At 65.3% G+C, this 26,373-nt stretch carries 21 protein-coding genes and 1 tRNA gene; 12 read left to right on the top strand and 10 right to left on the bottom strand.

Annotated elements, in window-relative coordinates; genetic code table 11:
- The first annotated feature begins 24 nt into the window (after positions 1-24).
- Positions 25-534 (top strand): DUF4136 domain-containing protein, encoded by a 510-nt coding sequence (locus tag GJV37_RS17890; protein WP_065085721.1) that lies wholly within the window; start codon positions 25-27, stop codon positions 532-534.
- A gap of 167 nt (positions 535-701) precedes the next feature.
- Complete coding sequence (locus GJV37_RS17895) at positions 702-1,931, top strand: multifunctional CCA addition/repair protein (protein ID WP_065085700.1); 1,230 nt, start codon at positions 702-704, stop codon at positions 1,929-1,931.
- Between the two features lie 116 nt (positions 1,932-2,047).
- Here GJV37_RS17895 and folK read toward each other — a convergent pair whose 3' ends face one another.
- Positions 2,048-2,584 carry a 2-amino-4-hydroxy-6-hydroxymethyldihydropteridine diphosphokinase gene (folK, locus tag GJV37_RS17900; protein ID WP_065085699.1) on the bottom strand — a complete coding sequence of 179 codons (537 nt, stop codon included), beginning with the start codon at positions 2,582-2,584 and terminating at the stop codon, positions 2,048-2,050.
- The gene (folB, locus tag GJV37_RS17905; RefSeq protein WP_015475255.1) at positions 2,575-2,928 is read right to left on the bottom strand and encodes a dihydroneopterin aldolase; all 354 of its coding nucleotides are present in this window, start codon (positions 2,926-2,928) and stop codon (positions 2,575-2,577) included. Before folB ends, folK begins: the two co-directional genes overlap by 10 nt.
- 80 nt (positions 2,929-3,008) lie before the next feature.
- On the opposite strand from folB, the gene plsY reads away from it, so the two are divergent.
- On the top strand, positions 3,009-3,578 hold the full coding sequence (gene plsY, locus GJV37_RS17910; RefSeq protein ID WP_024763613.1) for a glycerol-3-phosphate 1-O-acyltransferase PlsY: 570 nt from the start codon (positions 3,009-3,011) through the stop codon (positions 3,576-3,578).
- 94 nt (positions 3,579-3,672) lie between these two features.
- On the opposite strand, the gene tsaD is transcribed toward plsY, so the two are convergent.
- Positions 3,673-4,698 (bottom strand): tRNA (adenosine(37)-N6)-threonylcarbamoyltransferase complex transferase subunit TsaD, encoded by a 1,026-nt coding sequence (gene tsaD / locus GJV37_RS17915; protein ID WP_024763614.1) that lies wholly within the window; start codon positions 4,696-4,698, stop codon positions 3,673-3,675.
- Positions 4,699-4,898: 200 nt separating this feature from the next.
- On the opposite strand from tsaD, the gene rpsU reads away from it, so the two are divergent.
- The 8 genes from rpsU (at position 4,899) to GJV37_RS17955 (ending at position 17,628) form a co-directional block, all read left to right on the top strand.
- Positions 4,899-5,114, top strand: a complete 216-nt coding sequence (rpsU, locus tag GJV37_RS17920) for a 30S ribosomal protein S21 (RefSeq protein ID WP_003085057.1) — start codon at positions 4,899-4,901, stop codon at positions 5,112-5,114.
- Positions 5,115-5,314: 200 nt separating this feature from the next.
- The gene (gene dnaG, locus GJV37_RS17925) at positions 5,315-7,336 is read left to right on the top strand and encodes a DNA primase (RefSeq protein WP_024763615.1); all 2,022 of its coding nucleotides are present in this window, start codon (positions 5,315-5,317) and stop codon (positions 7,334-7,336) included.
- A 78-nt stretch (positions 7,337-7,414) separates the two neighbouring features.
- A complete protein-coding gene (gene rpoD / locus GJV37_RS17930) occupies positions 7,415-9,268 on the top strand; it encodes an RNA polymerase sigma factor RpoD (RefSeq protein WP_024763616.1) in 1,854 nt (617 codons plus the stop codon).
- Positions 9,269-9,373: 105 nt separating this feature from the next.
- The gene (locus GJV37_RS17935) at positions 9,374-13,108 is read left to right on the top strand and encodes a bifunctional diguanylate cyclase/phosphodiesterase (protein ID WP_065085698.1); all 3,735 of its coding nucleotides are present in this window, start codon (positions 9,374-9,376) and stop codon (positions 13,106-13,108) included.
- A gap of 16 nt (positions 13,109-13,124) precedes the next feature.
- Positions 13,125-13,201: transfer RNA gene (locus tag GJV37_RS17940), tRNA-Ile, on the top strand.
- A 192-nt stretch (positions 13,202-13,393) separates the two neighbouring features.
- The gene (locus tag GJV37_RS17945) at positions 13,394-13,717 is read left to right on the top strand and encodes a hypothetical protein (RefSeq protein WP_024763617.1); all 324 of its coding nucleotides are present in this window, start codon (positions 13,394-13,396) and stop codon (positions 13,715-13,717) included.
- 165 nt (positions 13,718-13,882) lie between these two features.
- A complete protein-coding gene (locus GJV37_RS17950; RefSeq protein WP_170857965.1) occupies positions 13,883-16,063 on the top strand; it encodes a putative bifunctional diguanylate cyclase/phosphodiesterase in 2,181 nt (726 codons plus the stop codon).
- Positions 16,060-17,628, top strand: a complete 1,569-nt coding sequence (locus GJV37_RS17955) for a methyl-accepting chemotaxis protein (RefSeq protein WP_193452803.1) — start codon at positions 16,060-16,062, stop codon at positions 17,626-17,628. The genes GJV37_RS17950 and GJV37_RS17955 overlap by 4 nt, the downstream gene beginning before the upstream one ends.
- Here the strand turns inward: GJV37_RS17955 and GJV37_RS17960 are convergent.
- From GJV37_RS17960 to GJV37_RS17980, 5 genes are all read right to left on the bottom strand, one after another.
- Positions 17,625-17,783, bottom strand: a complete 159-nt coding sequence (locus GJV37_RS17960) for a YqaE/Pmp3 family membrane protein (RefSeq protein WP_003084988.1) — start codon at positions 17,781-17,783, stop codon at positions 17,625-17,627. The two genes, GJV37_RS17955 and GJV37_RS17960, sit on opposite strands and share 4 nt — an antisense overlap.
- Positions 17,784-18,120: 337 nt before the next feature.
- The gene (locus tag GJV37_RS17965) at positions 18,121-19,470 is read right to left on the bottom strand and encodes a glutamine synthetase family protein (protein ID WP_037010975.1); all 1,350 of its coding nucleotides are present in this window, start codon (positions 19,468-19,470) and stop codon (positions 18,121-18,123) included.
- A gap of 176 nt (positions 19,471-19,646) precedes the next feature.
- The gene (locus GJV37_RS17970) at positions 19,647-20,198 is read right to left on the bottom strand and encodes a helix-turn-helix domain-containing protein (protein ID WP_037010973.1); all 552 of its coding nucleotides are present in this window, start codon (positions 20,196-20,198) and stop codon (positions 19,647-19,649) included.
- A gap of 13 nt (positions 20,199-20,211) precedes the next feature.
- Positions 20,212-21,501, bottom strand: coding sequence for an NAD(P)/FAD-dependent oxidoreductase (locus GJV37_RS17975; RefSeq protein WP_170857967.1), 1,290 nt, complete (start codon positions 21,499-21,501; stop codon positions 20,212-20,214).
- A 107-nt stretch (positions 21,502-21,608) separates the two neighbouring features.
- Positions 21,609-22,367, bottom strand: coding sequence for a COG4705 family protein (locus GJV37_RS17980; RefSeq protein ID WP_170857968.1), 759 nt, complete (start codon positions 22,365-22,367; stop codon positions 21,609-21,611).
- 287 nt (positions 22,368-22,654) lie between these two features.
- Between GJV37_RS17980 and fnr the strand changes: the two genes are divergently transcribed.
- Positions 22,655-23,356, top strand: a complete 702-nt coding sequence (fnr, locus tag GJV37_RS17985) for a fumarate/nitrate reduction transcriptional regulator Fnr (RefSeq protein WP_089285795.1) — start codon at positions 22,655-22,657, stop codon at positions 23,354-23,356.
- A 64-nt stretch (positions 23,357-23,420) separates the two neighbouring features.
- Here fnr and GJV37_RS17990 read toward each other — a convergent pair whose 3' ends face one another.
- Together GJV37_RS17990 and GJV37_RS17995 are read right to left on the bottom strand one after the other, a co-directional pair.
- Positions 23,421-25,394, bottom strand: coding sequence for a PhoX family protein (locus GJV37_RS17990; RefSeq protein ID WP_170857969.1), 1,974 nt, complete (start codon positions 25,392-25,394; stop codon positions 23,421-23,423).
- Positions 25,395-25,599: 205 nt separating this feature from the next.
- Positions 25,600-26,307, bottom strand: coding sequence for an MOSC domain-containing protein (locus GJV37_RS17995; RefSeq protein ID WP_170857970.1), 708 nt, complete (start codon positions 26,305-26,307; stop codon positions 25,600-25,602).
- Positions 26,308-26,373: the final 66 nt, after the last annotated feature.

The raw sequence follows: 26,373 nt of genomic DNA on the forward strand, positions 1-26,373 counted from the left end.
GCGGCAACCCCGCTGGAGACCGCCATGCGCCTGTTCGCCATTCTCCTGCTCTGCCTCGCTGTCGCGACCTGCAGCAACCCCGTCCCCCACGCCCAGGTCGCGCATCCCGCCGATGCGCGCCTGGCCGGGCTGCGCGACTTCCAGCTGATGCCACCGGAAAACGCCGTCGACGCCCTGCCCTACCGCAGTCGCTACCCCCTGATCAATGCGCAAGTGCGCCAGGGCCTGATCGAGCGCGGCTACCGCGAGAGCGCGGGCCCGCAGATCCGCGTCTACTACTGGCTGGCGCTGCAGGATGCGCCGCTGGAATTCAAGGTCGATACCCCGCCGCCCAATCCGTTGGGCCCCTATCTCGCCATCCATCGCCTGCGCGACGAGACCGGTACCCTGCGCCTGCGTCTGACCGATGCGCAGGAGCAGACCCTGTGGGAAGGCACCGTCAGAACCGGCCTCAGTCCCGCCCACGCCAGCGCAACACTCCTGCAGGACGCCATCGGCGCCCTCGTTCAACAGATTCCCGCCGCCACGCCCTAGGTGCGCGTCGCCCCCTTTCGCGAGCAAGCTCGCTCCTACAAGAGCCGGGGCGTGCGCAACCTGTCGGAGCGAGCTTGCTGGCGAACCGCCTCAATCCCCAGAAGCCACCGAGCTTGCCCCACCCGCCGCAAACCCCGAAGCTATCCCCCAGAACAGGAGACAGCTTCATGCAGATCTACAAGGTGGGCGGCGCCGTGCGCGATCGCCTGCTCGGCATCCCCTTCAGCGACACCGACTGGGTAGTGGTCGGCGCCAGCGCCGACGAGATGCTCGCCCAGGGCTATCGGCCGGTGGGCGCCGACTTCCCGGTGTTCCTCCACCCGAAAACCGGCGAGGAATATGCCCTCGCCCGCACCGAACGCAAAAGCGGGCGCGGCTACGGTGGCTTCACCTTCTACGCCAGCCCCGACGTCACCCTCGAAGACGACCTGATCCGCCGCGACCTGACCATCAACGCTATGGCCGAGGACAATGACGGCAAGGTCATCGACCCGTACCACGGCCAGGAGGACCTCGAAGCCCGCCTGCTTCGCCACGTTTCCCCGGCCTTCGCCGAAGACCCGCTGCGCGTGCTGCGCGTCGCCCGCTTTGCCGCGCGCTACGCCCCCCTGGGTTTCAGCGTGGCGCCGGAAACCCTGGCACTGATGCGTGAACTGTCGGAATCCGGCGAACTGGAAGCACTGACTGCAGAACGCAGCTGGAAGGAAATCTCCCGTGCCCTGATGGAATCGCGCCCGGACGTGTTCATCCAGGTCCTGCGCGACTGCGGCGCCCTCGCCGTGCTGATGCCGGAAGTGGACGCCCTGTTCGGCGTGCCGCAACCGCCGCAGCACCACCCGGAAGTGGATACCGGCGAACACGTGCTGGCCGTATTGCGCGAGTGCGCCCAATACGACCAGCCGCTGAGTGTGCGCTGGGCCTGCCTGGTCCACGACGTCGGCAAGGGCGAAACCCGCAAGGAAGACTGGCCCAAACACCACGCCCACGAACACCTGGGCCTGCCGTTGATCGACGCGCTCAATGCGCGCTTCAAGGTGCCCCGGGATTGTCAGGAGCTGGCGCGACTGGTCGGCGAGTACCACACCCACTGCCACCGTGCGCTGGAGCTGCGGCCGACCACCGTTCTGGAATTGCTGCAGTCCTTCGATGTGTATCGCCGCCCGCAACGCTTCGAGGAGTTTCTCGCCGCCAGCGAGATGGACGCCCGCGGTCGCCATGGGCTGGAAGATCGCGACTACCCGCAGGCGGAATACTTGCGCGGCGCAGCGCAAGCCGCACGCGCGGTCGCTGTGCAGCCGCTGCTGGAGAAGGGATACAAGGGGGCGGAGCTGGGCGAAGCGCTCAAGCGTGAGCGTCTGAATGCCCTGAAGGCCTACAAGGAAAGTTACACCGAGTGATACCAGGGGGGTGCCTTGTAGGAACGAGTGGGACGGCTAGTTCTTGCTCGCGCCCCCCAGCGCTGGTGCCGCCGGATACATCGCTCGCGAGCAAACGCGTTCCTACAGAAAAGCCATCAGGGCGCCGAGTGCGCCCCGATCAGCGCCGCCGGCGTCAGCTCAGCGCCCCGCCACTGGAAGGGCACCGGCCAGAGCTTTTGGGCGATCTGCGCGTCCGACCAGAGCTCGGCGAACGAACGTTGAGCCCCCGGATGCTTCACCTCGGGAGCCAGCAACGCCAGCGGCCAGAGCACGAAGGCGTTCTTCAGCACTTCTGCGCGCGGCAGCGTCAGGCCATCGAACTCGCCATGCAGGTCGCCGTACAGCAACACGTCGATATCCAGCGGCAGGCCCTTGCGCTCCGGCGCATAGCGGCCGTTGTCCGCCTCGATGTGCTTGAGCCGCAGGCTCAACTCCGCCAGCGGCAGGTCGGTGCGCGCCACGATCACGAAGTTGTAGAAGGGGCCGCTGCGAATACCCACCGGCTCGCTCTCGAACACCGGCGAACAGCGGATATCCTCGAGGAACTCGTCCAACGCCTCCAGCCCCGCGAGCAGGTGTTGCTCCCGGTCGAAGTTGCTGCCCAGCCCGAGGTACACCGTCGTCAGCGGCATCCGCGTTCGATCTCCACACCTACGCCGATGGCGGCCGCAACGGCACCGGGCTTGGTGACCTTCAGGCGCAGCCACTGGATACCGAACTCGGCCATCAGCAACTCGGCGAGGCGTTCGGCGAAGGTCTCCACCAGTTGAAAATGCGCGTCACGGGCGAAGGCCATGACCCGCTCGGAGAGCACGGCGTAGTCCAGGGCCTTGGCGATATCGTCGTCGGCCGCCGCCGGGCGGTTGTCCCAGCCCAGCGTCAGGTCCAGGCGCAGGCACTGCCGGATACCCCGTTCCCAGTCGTAGACGCCGATCACGGTGTCCACTTCCAGCCCCTCGATGAAAACTCTGTCCACTGACTGCATGCTCCAAGGCGACACGACAAGCGGCCGACGCCCCGTTAGAATCGGAAACGACCTCGTCTCCGGTGGAAACCATGTTCTGGTTCTTGGCGATCCTCGCCTACCTGCTCGGATCACTGTCCTTCGCGGTACTCCTCAGTCGCCTGTTCGGCACTGCCGACCCGCGCGCCAGCGGCTCGGGCAATCCCGGCGCCACCAACATGCTGCGCCTGGCCGGCAAGAAGATCGCCATCCTCACCCTGCTCGGCGATCTCGCCAAGGGGCTGCTGCCCGTACTCATCGCCCGCCTGCTCGGCCTGTCCGACATGCAGCAGGCCTGGGTCGGGCTGGCAGCGGTAATCGGCCACCTCTACCCGCTGTACTTCAACTTCCGTGGCGGCAAGGGCGTTGCCACCGCCGCCGGCATGCTGCTGGCGCTTTACCCTCCAGCCGCGCTGCTCGCGGCAGTCGCCTGGCTGGTGACTTTCAAACTGTCGCGCACCAGCTCGCTCGCATCCCTGGTCGCCACGCCGCTGACCCTGCCGCTGCTGGCCTGGCAGGAGCCGTCGGCGCTGCTGCCGATGACCGTGCTCACCGGTCTGATCGTCTGGCGTCACCGCAGCAATCTGCGCGATCTCATCGCCGGACGCGAGCGTCACTTCTAGAGCCGCGAGCTTCCCGACCCGCGTACCACGCTGCAAGCGAAAAAACGGCCCATGCCGCTCAGAGCATGCGCCGCGTCGTTTGCAGCTTCATTATTCAGATCGCTGGCAGCGACTCCATTGGCCAACGCGCATGGACGCCGATCGACGGGCCGTCCTGCTGCCCCGCCACCAAACGCTGGCAGCCAGCATAGGCGATCATCGCGCCGTTATCGGTGCAGAAGCGCGGGCGGGCGTAGAACACCTGGCCCTTCATTTCGCCGAGCATCTTTTCCAGATGCTGACGCAAGGCCTGGTTGGCACTGACGCCACCGGCGATCACCAGGCTCTTGAGGTGAGTCTGCTTGAGCGCGCGCTTGCACTTGATGGTCAGGGTCTCGACCACGGCAGTCTGGAACGCCAGGGCGATATCGCTGCGGGTCTGCTCGCTGTCGTCACCCTCGGCCACGCAGCGCTGCCAGGTGTTCAGCGCGAAAGTCTTGAGGCCGCTGAAGCTGAAATCCAGCCCCGGACGATCGGTCATCGGCCGCGGAAAGACGAAGCGACCCGCGGTGCCGCGCTCAGCCAGGCGAGCGATCTCCGGGCCACCGGGATAGGCCAGACCGAGCAGCTTGGCGGTCTTGTCGAAAGCCTCGCCGGCAGCGTCGTCCACCGACTCGCCCAGTACCTGGTAACGACCAATGCCATCCACTCGAACCAGTTGCGTATGGCCGCCGGACACCAGCAAGGCGACGAACGGAAACTTCGGCGGCTGCTCTTCCAGCATGGGAGCCAGCAGATGGCCCTCCATATGGTGCACGCCGACGGCCGGTATGCCCCAGGCGAACGCCATGGCCTGGGCGCAGGATGCGCCGACCAGCAGCGCGCCCACCAGGCCGGGGCCGGCGGTGTAGGCGATGGCGTCGATGTCTTCGGCGGTGCGGCCGGACTCGTCCAGCACCTGGCGAATCAGCGGCAGCATGCGCTTGACGTGATCACGGGAGGCCAGCTCGGGAACCACGCCGCCGTATACGCGGTGCAGATCGATCTGGCTGAACAGCGCGTCGGCCAGCAGGCCTTTTTCACTGTCGTACAGGGCGACGCCGGTCTCGTCGCAGGAGGTTTCCAACCCCAGCACTAGCATGGGCTTGAGCCTTTACTCTGGGCAAAATTGAAGCCGCGCATCATAATCGCCGGCTGGGCTTCGGACCAGTGCTTTTCGATCGGAGGCTTTGCATTCCTCCTTCCGAACGTTTAATATCCGCAACCCTTGAAAACCGCCGACTCCGAACAACCGTCAGGAGCGCGATAAATCCTCCGGTAATCATTGAAGGTACGACCTGGATGCCCGCCGTCAAAGTTAAAGAGAACGAACCCTTCGACGTAGCTCTGCGTCGTTTCAAGCGCTCCTGCGAAAAAGCAGGCGTACTGGCTGAAGTCCGTAGCCGCGAGTTCTACGAAAAGCCGACCGCCGAGCGTAAGCGCAAGGCCGCTGCCGCTGTTAAGCGTCACGCCAAGAAAGTGCAGCGCGAACAGCGCCGCCGCGAGCGCCTGTACTGAGTTACAGCGCTTCGTCGCACGCTTTCCGCATCGCCCGGCCCACTCGCCGGGCGAGTGCCTGAAACAAGGCACCCGACTCCGATTCGCATTCGCGGACTTCGGAGTTTTTGCTTTTCAAGCCCCATGCTTAGTCTCAAGCCCCGCTCGCGGCGTCATCGCCCCGCGCTATGCTTGGGTCCACCCTGCGTCCCGATGAGTCTATGGCCGGCCTGATTCCACAATCCTTCATCGATGACCTGCTCAACCGCACCGATATTCTCGATGTGGTGAGTTCGCGCATCCAGCTGAAGAAGACCGGCAAGAACTACAGCGCCTGCTGCCCGTTCCACAAGGAGAAGACACCCTCCTTCACCGTCAGCCCGGACAAGCAGTTCTACTACTGCTTCGGCTGCGGCGCCGGCGGCAACGCGCTCGGCTTCATCATGGACCACGACCAGCTGGACTTCGTCCAGGCGGTCGAGGACCTGGCCAAGCGCGCCGGGATGGACATCCCCCGCGAGGAAGGTCGGCGCGGCAACAAGCCCCGCCAACCGGTCGACTCGCCGCTGTACCCGCTGCTGGCCGGCGCCGCCGAGTTCTACCGCCAGGCACTCAAGAGCCACCCGGCCCGCAAGGCCGCCGTGGAATACCTCAAGGGCCGCGGCCTGACCGGCGAAATCGCCCGCGACTTCGGCCTGGGCTTCGCCCCGCCGGGCTGGGACAACCTGCTGAAGAACCTGGGCGGCGACAACCTGCAGCTCAAGGCCATGCTCGACGCCGGCCTGCTGGTGGAAAACCCCGACAGCGGCAAGCGCTACGACCGCTTCCGCGACCGGGTGATCTTCCCCATCCGCGACAGCCGCGGCCGGGTGATCGCCTTCGGCGGCCGCGTATTGGGCGACGACAAGCCGAAATACCTGAACTCGCCGGAAACCCCGGTCTTCCATAAAGGACAGGAGCTCTACGGCCTGTTCGAGGCGCGGAAGAACAACCGGGATCTCGACGAGATCATGGTGGTCGAAGGCTACATGGACGTCATCGCACTGGCGCAGCAGGGCATCCGCAACGCGGTCGCCACCCTGGGCACGGCCACCAGCGAAGAACACATCAAGCGGCTGTTCCGCATCGTGCCGAACATCCTCTTCTGCTTCGACGGCGACCAGGCCGGCCGTAATGCCGCCTGGCGCGCACTGGAGTCGGCGCTGAGCAACCTGCAGGATGGGCGCAAGGTGCGCTTTCTGTTCCTGCCCGAAGGTGAAGACCCGGACAGCCTGGTGCGCGCCGAAGGCCCGGATGCCTTCCGCGCCCGCCTCGCCCACCAGGCCCAGCCGCTGGCGGACTACTTCTTCCAGCAACTGACCGAGGAAGCCGACCCCAGCACGCTGGAAGGCAAGGCGCACCTGGCGACCCTGGCCGGACCGCTGTTGGAGAAGATCCCCGGCAACACGCTGCGCTTGCTGATGCGCCAGCGCCTGGGCGAGATCACCGGCCTGTCCGCCGAAGCGCTCAGCCAGATCAGCGCGCCGCGCCCGGGCCTCACCGGCCAGGCAAAACCGAATCCCCCCCCTGCAACAGCGCAGGCACCTGGCTCGGAGCAACACGCCCACGAGTACGCCGACTACGACATGGGCCAGTTCGCCGGCCACGGCGACGGTCATTACCAGGACGCTTCGAGTTACTTCGAAGCGCCGATGGAATTTTCCCCCGGCAACGGCGGAGCCAAGGCCAAGAAGCCCTGGAAGGGCGATCGCAAATGGGATGGCAAAGGCCGGAAAGGCGACTTCACGCCACGCCAGCCGCGCACCGAGATCAGCGTCGAATCGCCGACCCTGACCGCGCTGCGCACCCTGCTGCACCATCCCCAACTGGCGCAGAGCGTCGAGGATGCGAGCCACTTCTCCAACGAGGGACAGACCTATTCGCAACTGCTCGCCGCACTGGTCGAAGCGTTGCAGAAGAATCCGAAACAGAGCTCGATGCACCTCATCGCGCGCTGGCACGGAACGCCCCAAGGGCGCCTGCTACAGGTGCTGGCGGGGAAAGAATGGCTGATCGACGACGGCAATCTTGAAAAGCAGTTCGTCGACACCATTACTACACTTGCACACAACCAGCTGCTCAGCAGCCGTGAAGCCCGCTTGCACAGCGTGCTGCGAAAGAACCCCAGTGAACTGACCGACGAAGAGAAAGCGTTACTGCGGGAGCACTACAGCACCCCCTCTTCAACAGGCAGCCAGAGCTGAACTGGCGCCTGAAGCCTCGAATCTGGTATAATCCTCGGCTTATTTCAGCCCGCCAAGACCTTCAGTGGATAGGGTGTTATGTCCGGAAAAGCGCAACAGCAATCTCGTCTCAAAGAGTTGATCACCCGTGGTCGTGAGCAGGGTTACCTGACTTACGCGGAGGTCAACGACCACCTGCCGGAGGATATCTCTGATCCGGAACAGGTAGAAGACATCATCCGCATGATCAACGACATGGGGATCAACGTATTCGAGACAGCCCCGGATGCGGATGCCCTGTTGCTGGCGGAAACCGATACCGATGAAGCTGCCGCCGAAGAAGCTGCTGCCGCCCTTGCCGCGGTAGAGAGCGACGTTGGCCGCACGACCGACCCGGTGCGCATGTACATGCGTGAAATGGGTACCGTGGAACTGCTGACCCGCGAAGGCGAGATCGAAATCGCCAAACGCATCGAGGAAGGCATCCGCGAGGTCATGAGCGCCATCGCCCAGTTCCCGGGCGCGGTGGACGGCATTCTCGAAGAGTACAACCGCATCGTTGCCGAAGGCGGCCGCCTGTCGGACGTTCTCAGCGGCTACATCGACCCGGATGACGGCACCCTGCCGGCCGAGGAAGTCGAGCCGGTCGGCCTGAAGGACGACGCCGAAGCCAAGGATAAGGACAAGGACGAAGAGGACGAAGAGTCCGACGGCGACAGCGAGGAAGAAGAAGGCGATGGCGGTCCGGATCCGGAAGAAGCCGCTCGTCGTTTCGGCGCCGTTTCCGAGCAACTGGAAAAGGCCAAGAAGGCCCTGAAGAAGCACGGTCGTGGCAGCAAGCAGGCCACCGAAGAACTGGTCGCCCTGGCCGAGCTGTTCATGCCGATCAAGCTGGTGCCCAAGCAGTTCGACGTGCTGGTCGCCAAGGTCCGCGATGCGCTGGACAGCGTGCGCCGCCAGGAACGCGCCATCATGCAGCTGTGCGTGCGTGATGCCCGTATGCCGCGTGCCGACTTCCTGCGCCAGTTCCCCGGCCACGAAACCGACACCGCCTGGGTCGACTCCATACTCAAGGGCAAGCCCAAGTACGCCGAGGCCATCGAGCGTCTGCGTGACGACATCCTGCGCAACCAGCAGAAGCTGGTCGACCTGGAAACCAGCTCGCAGCTGACCGTTGCCGAGATCAAGGACGTCAACCGCTCCATGTCCATCGGCGAGGCGAAAGCCCGTCGTGCGAAGAAGGAGATGGTCGAGGCGAACCTGCGTCTGGTGATCTCCATCGCCAAGAAGTACACCAACCGCGGCCTGCAGTTCCTCGACCTGATCCAGGAAGGCAACATCGGCCTGATGAAGGCGGTGGACAAGTTCGAATACCGTCGCGGCTACAAGTTCTCGACCTATGCCACCTGGTGGATCCGCCAGGCGATCACCCGCTCGATCGCCGACCAGGCCCGCACCATCCGTATTCCGGTGCACATGATCGAGACGATCAACAAGCTCAACCGTATTTCCCGCCAGATGCTGCAGGAGATGGGTCGCGAACCGACCCCGGAAGAGCTGGGCGAACGCATGGACATGCCGGAAGACAAGATCCGCAAGGTCCTGAAGATCGCCAAGGAACCGATCTCCATGGAAACGCCGATCGGTGACGACGAAGATTCGCACCTGGGCGACTTCATCGAGGACTCCACCATGCAGTCGCCGATCGAAGTGGCGACCAGCGAGAGCCTCAAGGAAGCCACCCGCGAAGTCCTCGCCGGCCTCACCGCTCGCGAAGCCAAGGTCCTGCGCATGCGCTTCGGCATCGACATGAATACCGACCACACCCTCGAGGAAGTCGGCAAGCAGTTCGATGTGACCCGTGAGCGTATCCGCCAGATCGAAGCCAAGGCGTTGCGCAAGCTGCGCCACCCGTCGCGAAGCGAGCATCTGCGCTCTTTCCTCGACGAGTGATGAACAAACCCCCGGCCGAAAACCGGGGGTTTTTCTTTGGGTCTTCCACTGGGCAAAGTGCCACGTCTACACTTCGGCGTAGTCCCCCCTGGAATGAGGCCCTTCATGCCGCGTCTGCAGGCAGTTCTACTGTGGTGCCTCGCATTCTGGGCGGGACAGGCATTCGCCCTGAGCCTCACGCCCGACGAACAGCAATGGCTGCAGGCACACCCCACCCTACGCCTGGGTGTGGACGCCTCCTGGCCCCCCTTCGAGTTCCGTGACAGCGACGGCGTCTACCAGGGCCTGGCTGCCAGCTACGTCAAAGTCATCAGCGACAAGCTCAAGGTCGAGCTACAACCGGTCGAACCGGCAAGCTGGAGCGAAGTCCTGCAACAGGCGCGGGACAGCCATCTCGACCTGCTCCCCGGCATCATGGCCACGCCGGAACGCCTCGAGTACCTGACCTTCACCCGCCCCTACCTCGACTTCCCGATCATCATCCTGGCCCGCAAGAACGGCCCCGCGCCAGCCAGCGTTAAGGAGCTCTACGGCCTCAAGGTCGGCGTGGTCGCCCACTACGCTCCGCATGAACTGCTGGTCGCCAGGCACCCCGACCTCAACCTGCAACCGCTGCCCAGTGTCGCGGCCGGACTGCAGGCGCTGGCGGTCGGCCAGGTGGACGCGTTCGTCGGCGACCTCGCCTCCAGTGTCTGGAACCTTCGCCAGCTCAAGCTCGAGGGCCTGCAGATCAGCGGCGAGACTCCCTACCGTTACCAACTGGCCATGGGCGTGCCGAAGGACCAGGCGATTTTCGCCGGCATTCTCGACAAGGTGCTGGCGGACCTGACCGTGGAGCAGATCGACGCACTGCAGGCCCCCTGGGTCGGCGGCCTGGTGGACCACCGCAGCGTGTGGCCCGATGTATTCCGCGTGGTCGTGCCCATCGCGTTCCTGACCACCCTCACCCTGCTGGTCCTGTTCACCATGAACCGGCGCCTGCGCGGCGAGATGCAGCGCCGGGAGAAACTCGAGCAGGCCCTGCGCGACAGCGAACAGCACTACCGCGGCCTGGTGGAAAGCCTCACCGCCATCGCCTGGGAAATGCGCCTGGCGGAGAACCGCTTCACCTACGTCTCGCCCCACGCCCAGCGGCTGCTCGGTTACCCGCTGAGCGACTGGCTGGAACCCGGCTTCTGGCAGCGCACCCTGCATCCGGAAGACGCCGAGCACGCGATCCACTTCTGCATGAGCGAGAGCCATGCCGGGCGCAATCACAGCTTCGATTACCGCATGCTCGCCGCCGATGGGCGAATCGTCTGGATCCGCGACATCGTCACGCTGATCCAGCATGGCGACGACCTGATCCTGCGCGGGCTGATGATCGACATCACCGAAGCCAAGCACACCGAACAGGCCCTGCGTCTGTCCGAGCAGAAGTTCGCCTCGGTCTTCCATCACTGCCCCGACATCATCGTCCTCGCCCGCCGAATAGACGGCGTATTGCTGGCGGTGAACAGCACCTTCGAACAACAGATCGGCATCCCCGCCAGCGAAGCCCTGGGCAAGACCTCGACCGACCTGGGAATCTGGGGCGCGCCCGGCATGGGCCCGGCCATGCTGCAGCGCCTGCAGGGCGAACCGCTGAACAACGTCGAGATCCCGCTCAATCGCCGCGACGGCAGCCACTTCACCGCCCTGCTGTCAGCGCAGCACATCATCCTCGACGACACGCCGGCGCTGGTCGTCGTGGTGCGCAACATCTCCCAGGTCAAGGAAACCCAGGAGCAACTGCGCGTCTCCGAGGAGAAATTCGCCAAAGCCTTCCACGCCTCGCCCGACGGCATGCTCATCTCGCGTATCAGCGACGGCCGGCTGGTGGAAGTGAACCAGGGCTTTACCCGCATCACCGGCTACAGCCGCGAGGAAGCCGCCGAGCGCTCCACCCTCGACCTGCGCCTGTGGGCCAACCCGGCCGACCGCAGCAAACTGCTGGGCATCCTCGACAGCGCCGCCAGCGCCCCGGACTTCACCGCGCAAATTCGCACTCGCGACGGCAGCCTGCGCCTGTGCGAACTGTCCGCCCACCGCATCACCATCGGCAGCGACGACTGCATGCTGACCATCGCGCGCGACATCACCGAGCGCCAGCAGATGCAGGAAAAGCTGCAGCTGGCCGCCACGGTGTTCGAAAGCACCGCCGAAGGCGTGATGATCACCGACGCGCGCCAGCAGATAGTCGCCGTCAACCGCGCCTTCACCGAGATCACCGGCTACAGCGAACAGGAAGCCCTCGGCAACTCACCGCGCCTGCTCGCTTCCGGCCAGCACGACAGCAGCTTCTACGTCGCCCTCTGGCACCAGCTCAACGCCGAGGGCCACTGGCAGGGCGAAATCTGGAACCGCCGGAAGAACCAGGAGCTCTACCCGGAGTGGCTTACGGTCAGCGCCGTGCGCAATGCCGACGGCGAGTTGTCGCACTATGTCGGCGTGTTCGCCGACATCTCCACCCTCAAGTACGCCCAGGCACGGCTGGACTACCAGGCCCACCACGATCCGCTCACCGGCCTGCCCAACCGCCTGCTGTTCGAAAGCCGCCTGAACGCCTCTCTCAAGGAAGCCCAGGAAGACGATCATCAGGGCGCCGTGCTGTTTCTCGACCTCGACCGTTTCAAGCACATCAACGACAGCCTCGGCCACCCGGTCGGCGACCTGCTGCTCAAGTCCATTGCCACCCGCCTGCGCGAGCAGCTGCGCGACGTCGACACGGTGGCGCGCCAGGGCGGCGATGAATTCATCATCCTGCTGCCCGGCCTGCACCACGCACTGGACGCCGAACACGTCGCCAACAAGCTGCTGCTCTGCTTCGAAATGCCGTTCATCGCCGGCGAACAGGAGTTCTTCGTCAGCGCCAGCATCGGCATCTGCCTCTACCCCAGCGATGGCTCGGATGTCGCCACCCTGGTGAAGAATGCCGACGCCGCCATGTACCGGGCCAAGGCCCAGGGCCGCAACCGCGTAGAGTTCTACACCCGCGAACTGACCTTCCAGGCCACCGAGCGCATGGCCTTGGAACATGAATTGCGCCGCGCGCTGGAAAGCGACCAGCTGCAGCTTTACTACCAGCCCAAGCTCTCCCTCAGCACCGGCCAGTTGGTCGGTGCCGAAGCCCTGATCCGCTGGAAGCATCCTCAATTCGGCACCATTTCGCCCGATCGCTTCATCCCCCTGGCTGAGGAAAATGGCCTGATCCTGCCATTGGGTGACTGGGTCCTGCGCCAAGCCTGTCGGCAGATGAGCCGCTGGCAGGACAGCCATGCCGCGTTCGGCCCGCTCTCGGTCAACCTCGCTGGCGCCCAGCTGCGCCAGACCAACCTGGTCGAACGCATCCGTGAACTACTGGCGCACTACAACCTGCAGCCCTCGCGCCTGCAGCTGGAGATCACCGAAAGCTTCCTGATGCACCAGACCGAGGAAGCTCTGTCGATCCTGCACAGCCTCAAGCACCTGGGCGTACAACTGGCCATCGACGACTTCGGTACCGGCTACTCCTCCCTCAGCTACCTGAAGCAACTGCCGCTGGATACGCTGAAGATCGACCAGTCCTTCGTCCACGGCCTGCCGGACGACCCCCACGACGCCGCCATTGCCCGTGCCATCATCGCCCTGGGCCGCAGCATGAACCTCACCGTGATCGCCGAAGGCGTGGAACACGAAGCCCAGGAACGCTTCCTCGAAGCCGAAGGTTGCGACCAGATCCAGGGCTACGCCCTGAGCGCCCCGTTGCCGGCCGACGCCTTTGCCAACCGCTTCCTGGTTCCGCTGCATCCGATTGGCGCGACGCATAACGCGCCGGTATAATCCGCCCGCCTTCTGGGGGCCTATAGCTCAGTTGGTTAGAGCAGAGGACTCATAATCCTTTGGTCCACGGTTCAAGTCCGTGTGGGCCCACCACCTTTTCAGCAAAAGCCGCGCGAATGCGCGGCTTTTGCATTTCTACCAGTCAATTTTCCAACAGCCGACCGAGAGCCACTTCACACCTGCCGTCGACCATCTGACGCAGGCGCTCCGCCAACATGACAGGCGTCAATATCAGATAGCCATTAGCCATTAAATTGGCATCTCCCTGATATGAGCGAATCCGTCATGACTCTCCACCGGTATCCGGTCCAGTTGCTGGTCACTTCCCAGGATCCGGCGTTGGCGCGCCAGGTTCGTGCGCTGCTGGCGGCCTACGAGCTGCCCTGCGCGGTGATGGAAGGACCACGCAATTGCGAGCAGGCGCCGCTGTGCCGATGGTTCAAGGACGCGCCCTTGAGCGATTCGGCGCGGATGCTCGCGCTGCTGGCCGACGCCATCGGTGTGCTGGAGCGAACCCGCCATGCCTTCCGCTCCCGCGAACTGGGCGAACTGCGCCAGCGCCTGAGCGGCGCACTGCAGGAGTTGTCGGGGCCGCGCCCGCTGGTGTAAAAGACTCCCACCCGCGTTCCGCCGTTGCGGAAGCTGGCTTTGCCGGGCAGGACTTGTGGGCCTGCAAGACAAAGCGCCGAGTTGGTCGCCGTCGATTTCGACGAGACGACGAGCCGGCGCTTTTTTCATGCCCGACAAAAACAGCAGACCCGCAAGGAGCCGAACATGGGCCTGGGACCGAAGCTCGATAGCGTGCTCGAGCGCATCGGCCTGTCGACGATGGAAGTCGATCAGCGCCTGAGTTACCTGGAGTGGCAAGAGGAGGATGGGCGCCATCTGCATGGCCGCGCCGCCGAACTGGAGGGCTGCCACCAGCGCTTCATCGAGCAGCTCTACGATCACCTGCGCCATTATCCGCCGCTGGGGGCGATCCTCTCGGAACCCGCGACACTGGCGCGGCTGAAATGCAGCCAGTTCGAATACTACCGCCAGCTGTGGGACGCCCCGCAGGACGCCGACTACGTGCGTGACCGCCTGCGCATCGGGCTGGTGCACCAGCAGGTCGGCGTCGAGCTGAAGTGGTATCTGGGCGCCTATCGCCTGTACCTGGACCAGATGCTCGCCGACCTTATGGGCGACGCCCCGGAAGCCAAGACCTACGCCAGCCTGCTCAAGCGGGTGTTCTTCGACATGTCGCTGGCTATCGACACCTACGGCGCCGCCCAGCGCCAGGCGCTGGAGGACAGCGAGGCGCGCTTCGCCCGCGCCCTGCGCGGTGCCAACGACGGCATCTGGGACTGGGACCTGGGCAACGACCGCCTCTACGTCTCCGAGCGCTGGGCGCGCATGCTCGGCCTGACCCGCGATAACCTCGGCGAAGGCAGCACCAGCTGGTTCGCCCGCGTGCATCCGGACGACCTGCCCGGTCTGCGCAAGGCCATCGATGCGCACCTGCGCGGCAGCAGCGCGCTGCTCAGCCACGAGTACCGTATCCGCCAACGTGACGGCAATTACCTCTGGGTGCTGGCGCGTGGTGTGGTCACCGATGGGCGCATGGCCGGCTCGCAAACCGACATCAGCCAACACAAGGCCAGCGAACACCAGCTCAGCCACGCGGCGCGGCACGACCCGCTCACCGGCCTGGGCAATCGCCTGCGCCTGGACGAGCTGCTGCAGCAGGCCCTGATGCGCCAGCGCCGCCCCGGCGCGCGCGAGTCCGGCCTGCTGTTCATCGACCTGGACCGCTTCAAGCTGATCAACGACAGCCTCGGCCACGCCGTTGGCGACCGTGTGCTGGTGGAAGTCTCGCAGCGACTGCTGCGCTGCCTGCGACCGGGCGATCACCTGGCGCGCTTCGGCGGCGACGAGTTCGTCGTATTGCTGGATGACCTCGCCAGCCTCTGCGATGCCGAGCAGGTCGCACAGCGCATGCTCGATTGCCTGCGCCAGCCGCTGCACGTGGACGGCCGCACGCTGGTGGTCAGCGCCAGCATCGGCATCACCGGCTTGATGACCGACGGCCAGGCCATCGACACCCTGCAGGCCGCCGACCTGGCCCTGTATCGCGCCAAGGAAGCCGGCAAGGCGCAGTACGCGCGCTTCAGCCTCGAGCTGCAAGCCGAGGCGCAGCGCCGGCTCGATCTGGAAAGCGCGCTGGCGCAGGCGCTGCGGCGCGAGGAGTTCAGCCTGCACTACCAGCCCATCGTCCGCCTGGACAGCGATTCGCCACACTGGGAGGCGGTGGAGGTGCTGCTGCGCTGGAGGCACGACGGCCAATCCGTCTCGCCGCTGGACTTCATCCCGGCGCTGGAGGAATCCGGCGAGATCGTCCCGGTCGGCGACTGGGTACTGCGCCAGGCCTGCCGGCAGACGGCGCTCTGGCAGAGCCAGGGGTACCGCGACCTCTACTGTTCGGTCAACCTGTCGAGCCGGCAGCTGCAGCAACCGGGCTTCGCCGCGCGGGTACAGCAGATTCTGGCGGAGAGCGGCCTGTCGCCGCGCAGCCTGGTACTGGAGATCACTGAAAGCCTGCTGATGCAGGACGGCGCGGAAACCCTCGCCTGCCTCCGCGAACTGGCCGCCGAGGGTGTGCGCCTGGCGCTGGACGACTTCGGCACCGGCTACTCCTCGCTGGGGTATCTCAAGCGCTACCCGCTGCACATCCTCAAGGTCGACCGCAGCTTCATCACCCGCGTGCCGGACGACCCGGAACTCAGCGCCATCTGCCGCGCCATCATCGGCCTGGGCCACAGCCTGGGCCTGGAAGTGGTGGCCGAGGGCGTCGAACGCCAGGAACACCTCGACTTCCTGCGCGCCGAAGGCTGCCGCCACGCCCAGGGCTTCCTGTTCAGCAAGCCGCTGGCGCCGGAACAACTCTTCCAGACCCGCGTGGAGCACCAGCGATGAAGCAGAACCTGCCGATCACCGGGCGCCGGGTGGATGTGCCGGTCAACGCCAACATTCTCTCCACCACCGACCTCAAGGGCGCGGTCACCCATGTGAACCCGGACTTCATCCAGGTCAGCGGTTTCCAGGCCGAGGAGCTGGTGGGTTTCAACCACAACCGCGTGCGTCACCCGGACATGCCGCCCGCCGCCTTCGCCCACCTCTGGCAGACGCTGCAGGCCGGGCGCAGCTGGATGGGCCTGGTGAAGAACCGCTGCAAGAACGGCGACCACTACTGGGTCAGCGCCTTCGTCACACCGATTCGCCATGGCGGAAAAGTCGTGGAGTACCAGTCGGTGCGCACCCGTCCCGGCGCCGAGCAGGTCGATGCGGCGGAGCGCCTTTACGCGCGGATGCGCGGGGGAGCGAAGTTGGCCCGCCCGCGCCTGCCACTGCCGTTGCAACTGCTGATCGGACTGGTGCTGGCGCAGGCCGGCGGTGCCCTGCTGGCGCTGCTGCTGCCCAAGCTGACGGTGCTGGCATTCCTGCTGGCGCTGGGCGCCTCGGGCGCCTGGCTGGTGCTACGCCTGCAACCGCTGGGTGCGCTGCTCGGGCGAGCGCGGAAGATCGCTGACAACCCGCTCAGCCAGCAGCTGTATACGGGCCGGAACGACGAATTCGGCGAGCTGGAGTTCGCCTTCCGCATGCTGGAGGCGGAAACCGCCGCGGTGGTCGGGCGCATGGCGGACGCCTCGCATCAGTTGGCCGAGCATTCCGCGGCACTGGCCGACGCCATGGCCGGCGGCAGCGCCGCTTCGCAGCTGCAGCAGCGCGAGACCGAACAGGTGGCCAGCGCCATGCAGCAGCTCGCGCAGAGCGTCCAGGAAGTCGCCCGCCACGCGCAGCACAGCGCGGTGGCGGCGCAGTGCAGCGAGCGCATCACCCAGTCCGGGCATCAGGATGTGCACGGCACGCGCGGGCAACTCGCCGCGCTGGAAGCCGGCGTGCGCGCCGCGAGCGTCGCGGTCGAACAGCAGAAGGAGCACAGCGAGGCTATCTCGCGGATGCTCGAAGTAATCCGCGATGTCGCCGGGCAGACCAACCTGCTGGCGTTGAACGCCGCCATCGAAGCGGCACGCGCCGGGGAAAGCGGGCGTGGTTTCGCGGTGGTCGCCGATGAGGTGCGGGCGCTGGCTTCGCGCACGGAGAATTCCGCGCGGGACATCCAGTCGCTGGTCGGTAATCTCCAGCAGGGCGCCGAGGATTCGGTGCGCGCGCTATGGCATTGCTGCGAGCGGGCGGTCGCCAGCCTGGAGCAGGCCGGGCATGCGGCGGGCACGCTGGAACAGATCAGCGAGCAGGTCTCGGCGATCCAGCGCATGAGCCTGGAAATCGCCGAGGCCATCGAGGAACAGGGCGTCGCCAGCGAAGACGTGCAGCGCAGCCTGCACGCCATTCGCAGCTCAGCCGACAGCAATGCGCAAAAGGTCGGCACCTGCCAGCGCAGCGCCGCGCGCATGGCGGAACTGTCGGCGGAGTTGCGGATACTGGCGGAGCATTTCTGGGAGGGCAGCCGGGCGGGTTAGCGCTTGGCGATGATGTACACGGCGTGGACGATACCGGGGATGTAGCCGAGCAGCGTCAGCAGGATATTGAGCCAGAACGCGCCGCCGAAACCGACCTGGAGGAACACGCCCAGCGGCGGCAGAAGGATGGCGATCAGAATGCGGATGAGGTCCATGCGATGGCTCCTTGTGAGATTGCCTTGTGCATGGAACTGACCGCAGGAAAGCGAAGCGGGTTCAGAGAATCTTGCTGGCTATGATGCTGACCTGTAGGAGCAACTGTCTTCATCGGTCACTCTGTGCCACGGAATTCCCCTCACCCCTGCCCTCTCCCAGAGGGAGAGGGAGCAGATTGTGCCGGCTGACACCATGGCTTCATCCTGCACCGAACTGTCCCCTCTCCCCCTGGGAGAGGGTTAGGGTGAGGGCCGACCCGAGCGCAGAACTTTCGCGTAGGAGCGGGCCATGCCCGCGATCGCGTCCATGGGGCGCTCCTACAGGGTTCATCCGGGGTTACAGGAACCAGCGGTACTCCCGCGCGCTGACTTCGTTCATGAAGTCCAGGTGGTCGTGGCGCTTGTTCTCGCAGTAGACGAAGACGAACTCGCTGCCCAGGCCATCCTTCACCACCGGATGGTCTTCCATCTCGGCGACGGCGCCGAGCATGTCGCGGGGGAAGTCGATGCCGCTGGAGCGGTCTTCGTTGAGCGGCGGGATAGGTTCCTGGCGGGCTTCCAGGCCGTGCTCCATGCCGGTGAGGATCGCCGCGAGCACCAGGTAAGGGTTGGCGTCGGCGCCGGCCAGACGGTGTTCGATGCGCAGGTTCCTGCCATCGGATTCGGGGATACGGATGCACGCATCGCGATCCTCGAAGCCCCAGCTGGCCTTGCTCGCGGCGTTCACGCGGGAGCCATAGCGGCGGTAGGCGTTGTGGTTGGCGGCGAAGATCGGCATGCAGTGCGGCAGCAACTCCAGGCAGCCGGCCACGGCGTGGCGCAGGGCCTGCTGGTTGTCGCGGTCGAGCAGGTTGTTGCCGTCGCGGTCGTACAGGCTGACGTGCACGTGCATGCCGCTGCCCGGCGCGTGCAGGTAGGGCTTGCTCATGAAGCTGGCGCGGTAGCCGTGCTTGAGCGCCACGCCTCGGGTGGCGCGGGTGAACAGCGCGGCCTGGTCGGCGGCGTGCAGGCCGTCGTCGCAGTGGGCGAAGTTGATCTCGAACTGGCCGGGGCCGATCTCGGCGGTGATCACGTTGGCGTCCACGCCCTGCTCGCGGGAGGCTTCGACGATCTCGTGGAGCACATCGGAGAAGCGCGACAGGCGTTCGATGTGCATGTTCGGCTGGTCGTCCTCGTCGTCGCACAGCGGGTCGCGTGGGTATTGCGGCAGGCCGTTGTCGAGCTTCTTGTCGAACAGGTAGAACTCCAGCTCGAAGGCCACCACCGGGCGGATGCCCTTGGACTCCAGGCGCTGCATGACGCGGGCGAGCACTTCGCGCGGTTCGAATTCGATGGGCGCCTCGGTGCCGTCGGAACTGATCAGCATCTGCCCCAGCGGCTGGTTCTCCCAGCGCACCGGCTTGAGCGAACCGGGGATCAGGCGGCGCGGCGCGTCCGGGTCGCCGTCGTTGAAGCAGTAGTCGCCGATGGGGTGCAGGCCGCCCTGTACGCCGAGCAGCACGCAGTTCTGCGGCAGTTTCAGCGGGCTGCCGGCGGCGACTTTCTCGAGCATGTCCACTGGGTAGCGCTTGCCGTAGAAGTGGCCGGGAATGTCCAGGCAGATCAGGTCGACGTAGCGGATGTCCGGGTATTGCTGGCGGAAGGCGCGGACTTCGCTGAGCAGGTCGGGATGCATCGGGCGGTTCATTTTTCTCAGGGCCTTTTTGTTCTCGGGTGCCAAGATCAATTTCGAGGTGGGACCGTCGCGAGCGAAGGCCAGGCAAGGCGGAAGTCGGCTCGGATGCGGAGTTTAGGCCGCTAAATGAGCAATCCGAGCCGACTTCCAACGCCGCCTGGGCGAGCGCAGCAGGTACCGGTCGAAATTCACGTGAAGATCCACAGCACCCTTGTAGGTTTATCGGTGAGGTTGCCATAGCGGAACTGGCTGTGCGGCGGCAGCTGGAAACTGTCGTTGGGATAGAGGGTGACGGTGTCGTCCTCGTACCAGATGGTCAGCTCGCCTTCGAGGACGAAGCCGCCCTGCTCCGAGCTGTCGTCCAGGTGGCCTTCGCCGCTGGTGGCGCCGGGGGCGAGGATGCTGTCGAGCATGGAGAAGCCGCCGGACATGTTCGGCGAGGCGAGGATGTCGGTGACGCCGCCGGCGTAGTACAGGGTGCGGCGATCGTTCGGCCGGGTGACCCAGTCGCGCTCGCGGCGGGTGTCGCCGGCGTAGAAGTAGGTAGTCGGTACGCCCAGGGCTTCGCTGATGGCGGTGAGGTCGGCCACGGTGGGTTGCGACAGGCCGCGCTCGACCTGGGACAGGAAACCCACCGAGCGGCCGATCTGTTCGGCCAGCTCACCCAGGGTGAGGTTCTTGTGCTTGCGCAGGTCGCGGATCAGCGTGGCAAGGTGTTCGTTGGTGGCCGTCTGGGTCATGGCAGGTTCCGAATTAGACAAAGTCCCGCAATCGATACCAGGCCTTGCCGACGGCTTCCAGTGGCGCGGCGAAGCGCTGGCCGCCGGGGAACCCGGGATTGCGGATGCGTTGATAGAGGTCAAGCTCGTCACTGCGCCCCTGCATCGCCTCGCTCACTGCATGGGCAGCGGCCAGGCTGGGCAGTACGCCGTGGCCGGAATAGCCCTGCAGCCAGTAGAGATCGCCACACCGGCCGATGTCCGGGGTGCGCCGCATGCTGCAGTCGATGTGCCCGCCCCAGGCGTACTCCAGTTCCACGCCCTTGAGCTGCGGGAATACCCGCTCGACATAGGGGCGCGTAGCGGCGCGGATGTCCGAAGGCATGCCGCCCAGGTAGGTGCAGCCGCCGCCGAACAGCAGGCGATGATCGGGGGTCAGGCGGAAGTAGTCGAGGACGAACTGGTTGTCGGTGACGCAGCAGTTCTTCGGCAGCAGTGAACGAGCCAGCTCCTCGCCCAGCGGCGCGGTGGCGACCTGGTAGGTGCCCACCGGCAGGATGCGCTCGGAGACGTCGCGGTCCAGCCCGTCGATATAGGCGTTGCAGGCCAGCACCAGGGAGGCGCAGCGCACGCTGCCATGCTCGGTTGTCACCTCGTAGCCGTTGCCGCTCTCGCGGAAGCTCAGCGCGCGGGTCTGCTCGAAGATGCGGCCGCCAGCACGCTCGATGGCCCCGGCAAGGCCGTAGGCCAGCTTGAGCGGATTCAGGTGCGCAGAGTTGGGATCGTACAGGCCGGCCTGGTAGCGGTCGCTGGCGATCCACTGCGGCAGGTCTTCACGGGGGATGAATTGCAGGCCTTCGTAGCCCCAGCGACGATTGGCTTCGGCCTGCCAGTCGTAGAGCGAGCCAACGCGGCGTTGCAGCACGGCGGTCCACAGGTGGCCGATGCGGTAATCGCAGTCGAAGCCGTGGCGTTGCGGCAGGTCGCGCAGTTCGTGGGCGGCCCACAACATGCCCTGCCACAGGCGCAGCGCGCCTTCATGGCCGAGGTCGTCCTCGATGGGACCGAGGTCGCTGGACCAGCCCGGCAATGCTTGCCCGCCGTTGCGTCCGGAGGCAGCCCAGGCAATGCGGCTGGCTTCGATCATGCAGACCTGACGGCCGCCTTCCACCAGTTGCAGCGCCGTGTGCAGGCCACTGAACCCGGCACCGATCACCAGGACTTCGCATTCCAGCGGCTCGCGCAGCACATCGCGCGGCTGGATCAGCTCGGGGTTGGTACCGGCGTAGTAGGTGCCGACCGGCTCGGCGGAGCGCAGGAACATCGCGACCTCGTGAAATTGTTCTGTTTATTTTTCATGAAAAATAACAGAACAAATTTCACAAGGCTAGTCCGCCGGTCTTTTCGTCCGGCGGACTCCGCTTCAACTCGTCAGGAAGACAGCACTGCTGCGCTGTCCTGCCCTTCGCGCTTCTGCCGCATGCAGACCATGACCACCAGCGCCACCAGGATACCGGCGAGGATGGCCGAGGAGCCGATGGTGCCGAAGTCCAGCCCACCCTTCTCGTGGGACTTGGTCAGCACGTCGCCCAGGGTCGCGCCGAACGGCCGGGTCAGCACGAAGGCCACCCAGAACAGCAGCACCGAGGAAAGCTTGGTGAAGTAATGCAGCAGCACGACCACGGCGATCAGGCTGCCGATCAGCAGCGCGCCGCCGGCGAAGCCCAGGCCGGAGTCGTCGGCGAGGAAGTCGCCCAGCGCGGTGCCCAGGGTGTTGGAGAAGAGGATGGCAACCCAGTAGAACATCTCGCCCTTGAAGCTGCGGATGTTGTCCACCGACAGCGAGGTACCGCTGAAGCGCCAGGCCGCGAAGATCGCCACCAGGATGCTGACCAGGATCGCCGAGCCGCTGGCGTAGCCCAGGCCCAGGGTGCGGTCCATGAAGTCGGACATGGTGGTGCCGGCGGTGCTGGTGGAGAGGATCACCAGCCAGTACAGCCAGGGCACGTAGCGCTTGCTGGCGAGCTGGCCGACCAGGGTGACGAGGAAGACGCTGATGAGGATCAGCGAGCTGATCGCATAGCCGACGTTCAGGGTCATCGACAACAGGTCGCCGGCGGTTTCCCCCAGGGTGGTGGCGCAGATTTTCATCACCCAGAAGGCCAGGGTGATCTGTGGCAGTTTATTCACGACATATCTCCGGAAAATGAGCGGGATCGACGCGCGGGTCGCGTCACGGCACCCCGGAGTTCCTGTGGTCTCCCCCAATGACCCCGGTGCATGGGCGTGGAGACTGAAGTCGGCGCAGTGAAGAAAGGGTCAAGCGGGTATGAAAAATCCATTGGCCTGCTTCCCGACTAGTGATCCGACGGATGACAGATGGCTGTCAGTTGCTATGGTTCCATGAGGGGGCGATACGCCCGAGGAACGCTGAATTGCGCGCGATTGGCCGGCGCATGGGGATATGGATGAATCAGATGATCAAACCGCAACCGTACTGCAAGAACTGCCGGCTGGCGCCGCCCACTCTTAGCGACGAGAAGGTCGAGGAGCTGGAGGCGATCATCAAGCCGGGGCACCTGCTGCATAAGGGCGACTTCGTGTTCCGCCAGGGCGATCCCTTCCACAGCGTGTTCCTGGTGCGTTCCGGTTCGATCAAGACCTTCACCACCAACGAGCAGGGGCTGGAGAAGATCACCGGGTTCTATTTCGCCACCGAGATCTTCGGTTTCTCCGGCATGGGCGAAGGCAGCTATCCGGTGTCGGCGCAGGCACTGGAAAGCACGCTGTGCAGCGAGATTCCATTCAACCAGCTGGAGGAGCTGTCGCTGCAGATTCCCGGCCTGTCGCACCAGATCATGCTGATGATGAGCCGCAAGATCCGTGAGGATCAGCAGATGAAGCTGCTGCTCTCGCGGCTGAACTCGGACTCGCGCATCGCTGCTTTCCTGCTGAACATCTCCGCGCATTTCCGCGAGCGTGGTTTCTCTGCCACGCGCTTCCGCCTGAGCATGTCGCGCAACGAGATCGGTGACTACCTGGGGCTGGCGGTGGAAACGGTGTCGCGCAGCTTTACCCGCCTGCAGAAGCACGGGCTGGTACGGGTGGACGGGCGGGAGACGGAGATCGTCGATTTCACCGAGTTGTGCGCATTGGCCGGGGGGGAGGTCGAGCTTTAAGGTTCCAGCGGACCGCCCGAGCGGCAAGTTTCCCTAAAGCCCCTCCCCCTCGCCACTCTGCCCATCAAGTCCCGATCACACCCCCATCGTCCTTGGTGATCACCATCGTCGTCGAACGCGGAATGCTCTGGCCGTCGCTGGCCGGGAAGCTGAGGGACGGGTGCTGAATGTTCACCCACATCGTCCTGCCATCAGGGCTCTGGGTAATCCCCGTCAGCTCGCAGCCACGCGGGCCGACCAGGAAGCGGCGCACCTCGCGGCTGTGTGGGTCGGCGCAGAGCAGCTGGTTGCAACCCATCGCCTGCATCGGCGCCTCGGCATCGTCGTAGTCGGTCTCGATCCACAGGCGGCCGGTGGTGTCGAAATACAGTCCATCCGGCGAGGAAAAAATATCGCCGTTGATGGTGCCGATCAGGTTCTCCGGCGCAGTGGAGCCCTTGTGCTCGCCAGCCAGCAGGAAGATTTCCCACTCGAAGGTACTGGCGGTTGGGTCACCGCCGGCTTCGTTCCAGCGCAGGATCTGCCCGTGCAGGTTGTCCTTGCGCGGGTTGGCGGCGTCCACCGCCTGCTTCTTGCCGCGCGCATCGTTGTTGGTGAGGCTGACGTAGACCTCACGGGTGGTCTGCTGCACCGCGACCCACTCGGGACGATCCATCGGCGTGGCGCCCAGCAGGTCGGCGGCGGCACGGGCATTGACCAGTACCTGGGCCTGGCTGGCGAAACCGTTCTCGGCGGTGAGGCCATTCTGCCCATGCACCAGCGGCAGCCACTGGCCGCTGCCATCGGCGTTGAAGCGCGCGACGTAGAGGGTGCCTTCGTCCAGCAGGTCGACGTTTGCCGCACGGTTGTTCGGCTCATACTGGCCCGCCGGGACGAACTTGTAGATGTACTCGCCCTTGGTGTCGTCGCCGTAGTAGAAGGCCATGCGGTTGTCGGCACCCAGCGAAAGGGTCGAGCACTCGCGGCAGAAGCGGCCCACGGCGGTGCGCTTCTTCGGCGTCGAGGTCGGGTCGAACGGATCGATCTCCACTACCCAGCCGAAGCGGTTCGGTTCGTTGACATGGCCGCCGTAGGGCTGGTCGGCTTTGGGCGTGGCGTCGAAGCGCTGATCAACCGCCTCCCAGGCGTAGTAGTTGCTGAACTGGCCGTTGGACAGCCCATAGCGCTTGTGCGAGACGCGATTGGCATAGTCGGCCTTGTCGCGGTTGACGAAATACTGGTGCCAGTTTTCCTCGCACGCCAGGTAGGTGCCCCACGGCGTGACGCCCATGGAGCAGTTGTTCAGGGTGCCGAGTACCTGTTTCGCCTCCGGATCGCTGGCGGTGCGCAGCAGGTCGTGGCCGGCCAGCGGGCCGGACAGGTCCAGCGGCGAGCTGCCAGTGATGCGGCGGTTGTAGCTGGAGCCTTCGACGCGCTGCCACTGGCCGCTGGCGTCCTTCTTCACTTCGATCACGCTCAGGCCGTGGGCGGCGATTTCCTTGCGCACCTCGCCTTCCGGACGGCCACGGGTGCCATCGGGGCGGTCCTCGAAAGTCTGGCCCTTGGGGTGCAGCGTCGGGTTGATGTACTCGTGGTTGACCACCAGCAGGCCGCGGCTGTCCGGCGCATCCGGGAAGGGGAAGTAGTGCATGCCGTCATGGTTGTCGCCGGCCTGCAGTTCCTGGGCCTTCCAATCCTCGCTGGCGTCGCCTTTCCAGACCGGCGAGCCGCTCACCACGGCGTCGCCCCAGGAGAAGAACGGCCGCGCGCTGTAGCCCTCGGCGACTATCACGCGATCGAACTTCGAGTCCTGCTGCACCGCCACACCCCTGAAGCCCAGCAGCGTGGTCGGTACCGGCGCATCGGCGGCGAATAGTGAACGGCCGGGGAACAGGCCGCCGCCGAGGAAACCGACGGCGCCCAGCACCAGGCTGTTCTTCAGCAGGCGGCGGCGCGAGGCGTCGATGAGCTCGCTCATCGGCACGTTGCCGGAAGGGTTGATCGCCTGGTCGTCGAAGGCGGCCAGCCGGTCGTGGAAATCCTGGAAATGCTCGCTCATCAGAGGTTCCTTCCGCGCGGCCGTCTTTCTGACGGCTCGGGTTGTCAGTAGAAGCTATCGGCGGAAGGTTAGGAATGCGGTGTTACGACGACATGACAACGCCGCCGAGCCCTGTGACAGGCTCGGCGGCGGGAATAAAAGCCGCCCCGCAGGACCAAGACGACGTCCGGGGGCGGGCGCGAGGGCATTTGCGAAACAGCGCGGCTCAGGCTTGCAGGCCGCCCTGCTCCGAACATTCGGGGCCCGCCAGGCGGGCCGTCCAGTCTTCCAGCACGCCACTGGTGAGGCGTTGCGCGGCGGTCTTGCGCCAGCGCAGGGATAAAGCATCGCAGGCCATCATCAGGCGCAGGCCGGTACGGTCCAGCGGGTGGCCGAAGTACCAATCCAGCAGGCTCGCTACGCTGAGCTGCGGGTAGTGTCGCTGCACCAGTTCCAGCGGTGCGTCGGGTGCGACCATGCCGGAACGGCGCACCCGGTAGAACCAGCCGCAACGCCCCTGCTCCTGCACTTCCAGCGGCAGACCAGGGAGATTCCAACGCCGCGCAAGACGGTAGCTGGGCGAGCGCGGCTGGCTCACTTCGATCAGCGCCTCGCCCCAGCGAAACAGGTCGCCAATGCAGACCTCCTGTTCATTGAGCCCGAAGGTCGACAGGTTCTCGCCGAAAGCCGGCTGTCGCCAGCGCGTCTGCGGGTGCTGCTTGCGCCAGTGGCGGTAGTGCTCGGCCGGGTAGTGGTGCAGGGCGCGGTCCAGGCCACCGTCGCGGCGCAGGTCGGCCCGTGCGTCGCCCGGCAGCCCTTCGGCGCCGAGCCAGACTTCCTGATGCGTTTCCAGCTTGTCGATATCGCTGAGTAGACCTCCCCAGCTTTCTTCGACTTTGCCTATGAAAACGCCCTGGATGACGATGTTTTCCACCTTTGTCTACCCATCTGAGACAGCGGACAAGCGCTAGAGTAGTGGCCTGGATGGGTGACACTCCAT

Source organism: Pseudomonas nitroreducens, assembly GCF_010994165.1.
Taxonomy (GTDB): Bacteria; Pseudomonadota; Gammaproteobacteria; order Pseudomonadales; family Pseudomonadaceae; genus Pseudomonas; species Pseudomonas nitroreducens.

What these genes read in the sequence shown, in the direction of transcription:
- GJV37_RS17890 (WP_065085721.1), top strand. Translation starts at nt 25, where the DNA reads ATGCGCCTGTTCGCCATTCTCCTGCTCTGCCTCGCTGTCGCGACCTGC.
- GJV37_RS17895 (WP_065085700.1), top strand. Translation starts at nt 702, where the DNA reads ATGCAGATCTACAAGGTGGGCGGCGCCGTGCGCGATCGCCTGCTCGGC.
- folK (WP_065085699.1), bottom strand. Translation starts at nt 2,584, where the DNA reads ATGCCGCTGACGACGGTGTACCTCGGGCTGGGCAGCAACTTCGACCGG.
- plsY (WP_024763613.1), top strand. Translation starts at nt 3,009, where the DNA reads ATGTTCTGGTTCTTGGCGATCCTCGCCTACCTGCTCGGATCACTGTCC.
- tsaD (WP_024763614.1), bottom strand. Translation starts at nt 4,698, where the DNA reads ATGCTAGTGCTGGGGTTGGAAACCTCCTGCGACGAGACCGGCGTCGCC.
- rpsU (WP_003085057.1), top strand. Translation starts at nt 4,899, where the DNA reads ATGCCCGCCGTCAAAGTTAAAGAGAACGAACCCTTCGACGTAGCTCTG.
- dnaG (WP_024763615.1), top strand. Translation starts at nt 5,315, where the DNA reads ATGGCCGGCCTGATTCCACAATCCTTCATCGATGACCTGCTCAACCGC.
- rpoD (WP_024763616.1), top strand. Translation starts at nt 7,415, where the DNA reads ATGTCCGGAAAAGCGCAACAGCAATCTCGTCTCAAAGAGTTGATCACC.
- GJV37_RS17935 (WP_065085698.1), top strand. Translation starts at nt 9,374, where the DNA reads ATGCCGCGTCTGCAGGCAGTTCTACTGTGGTGCCTCGCATTCTGGGCG.
- GJV37_RS17945 (WP_024763617.1), top strand. Translation starts at nt 13,394, where the DNA reads ATGACTCTCCACCGGTATCCGGTCCAGTTGCTGGTCACTTCCCAGGAT.
- GJV37_RS17950 (WP_170857965.1), top strand. Translation starts at nt 13,883, where the DNA reads ATGGGCCTGGGACCGAAGCTCGATAGCGTGCTCGAGCGCATCGGCCTG.
- GJV37_RS17955 (WP_193452803.1), top strand. Translation starts at nt 16,060, where the DNA reads ATGAAGCAGAACCTGCCGATCACCGGGCGCCGGGTGGATGTGCCGGTC.
- GJV37_RS17960 (WP_003084988.1), bottom strand. Translation starts at nt 17,783, where the DNA reads ATGGACCTCATCCGCATTCTGATCGCCATCCTTCTGCCGCCGCTGGGC.
- GJV37_RS17965 (WP_037010975.1), bottom strand. Translation starts at nt 19,470, where the DNA reads ATGAACCGCCCGATGCATCCCGACCTGCTCAGCGAAGTCCGCGCCTTC.
- GJV37_RS17970 (WP_037010973.1), bottom strand. Translation starts at nt 20,198, where the DNA reads ATGACCCAGACGGCCACCAACGAACACCTTGCCACGCTGATCCGCGAC.
- GJV37_RS17975 (WP_170857967.1), bottom strand. Translation starts at nt 21,501, where the DNA reads ATGTTCCTGCGCTCCGCCGAGCCGGTCGGCACCTACTACGCCGGTACC.
- fnr (WP_089285795.1), top strand. Translation starts at nt 22,655, where the DNA reads ATGATCAAACCGCAACCGTACTGCAAGAACTGCCGGCTGGCGCCGCCC.
- GJV37_RS17990 (WP_170857969.1), bottom strand. Translation starts at nt 25,394, where the DNA reads ATGAGCGAGCATTTCCAGGATTTCCACGACCGGCTGGCCGCCTTCGAC.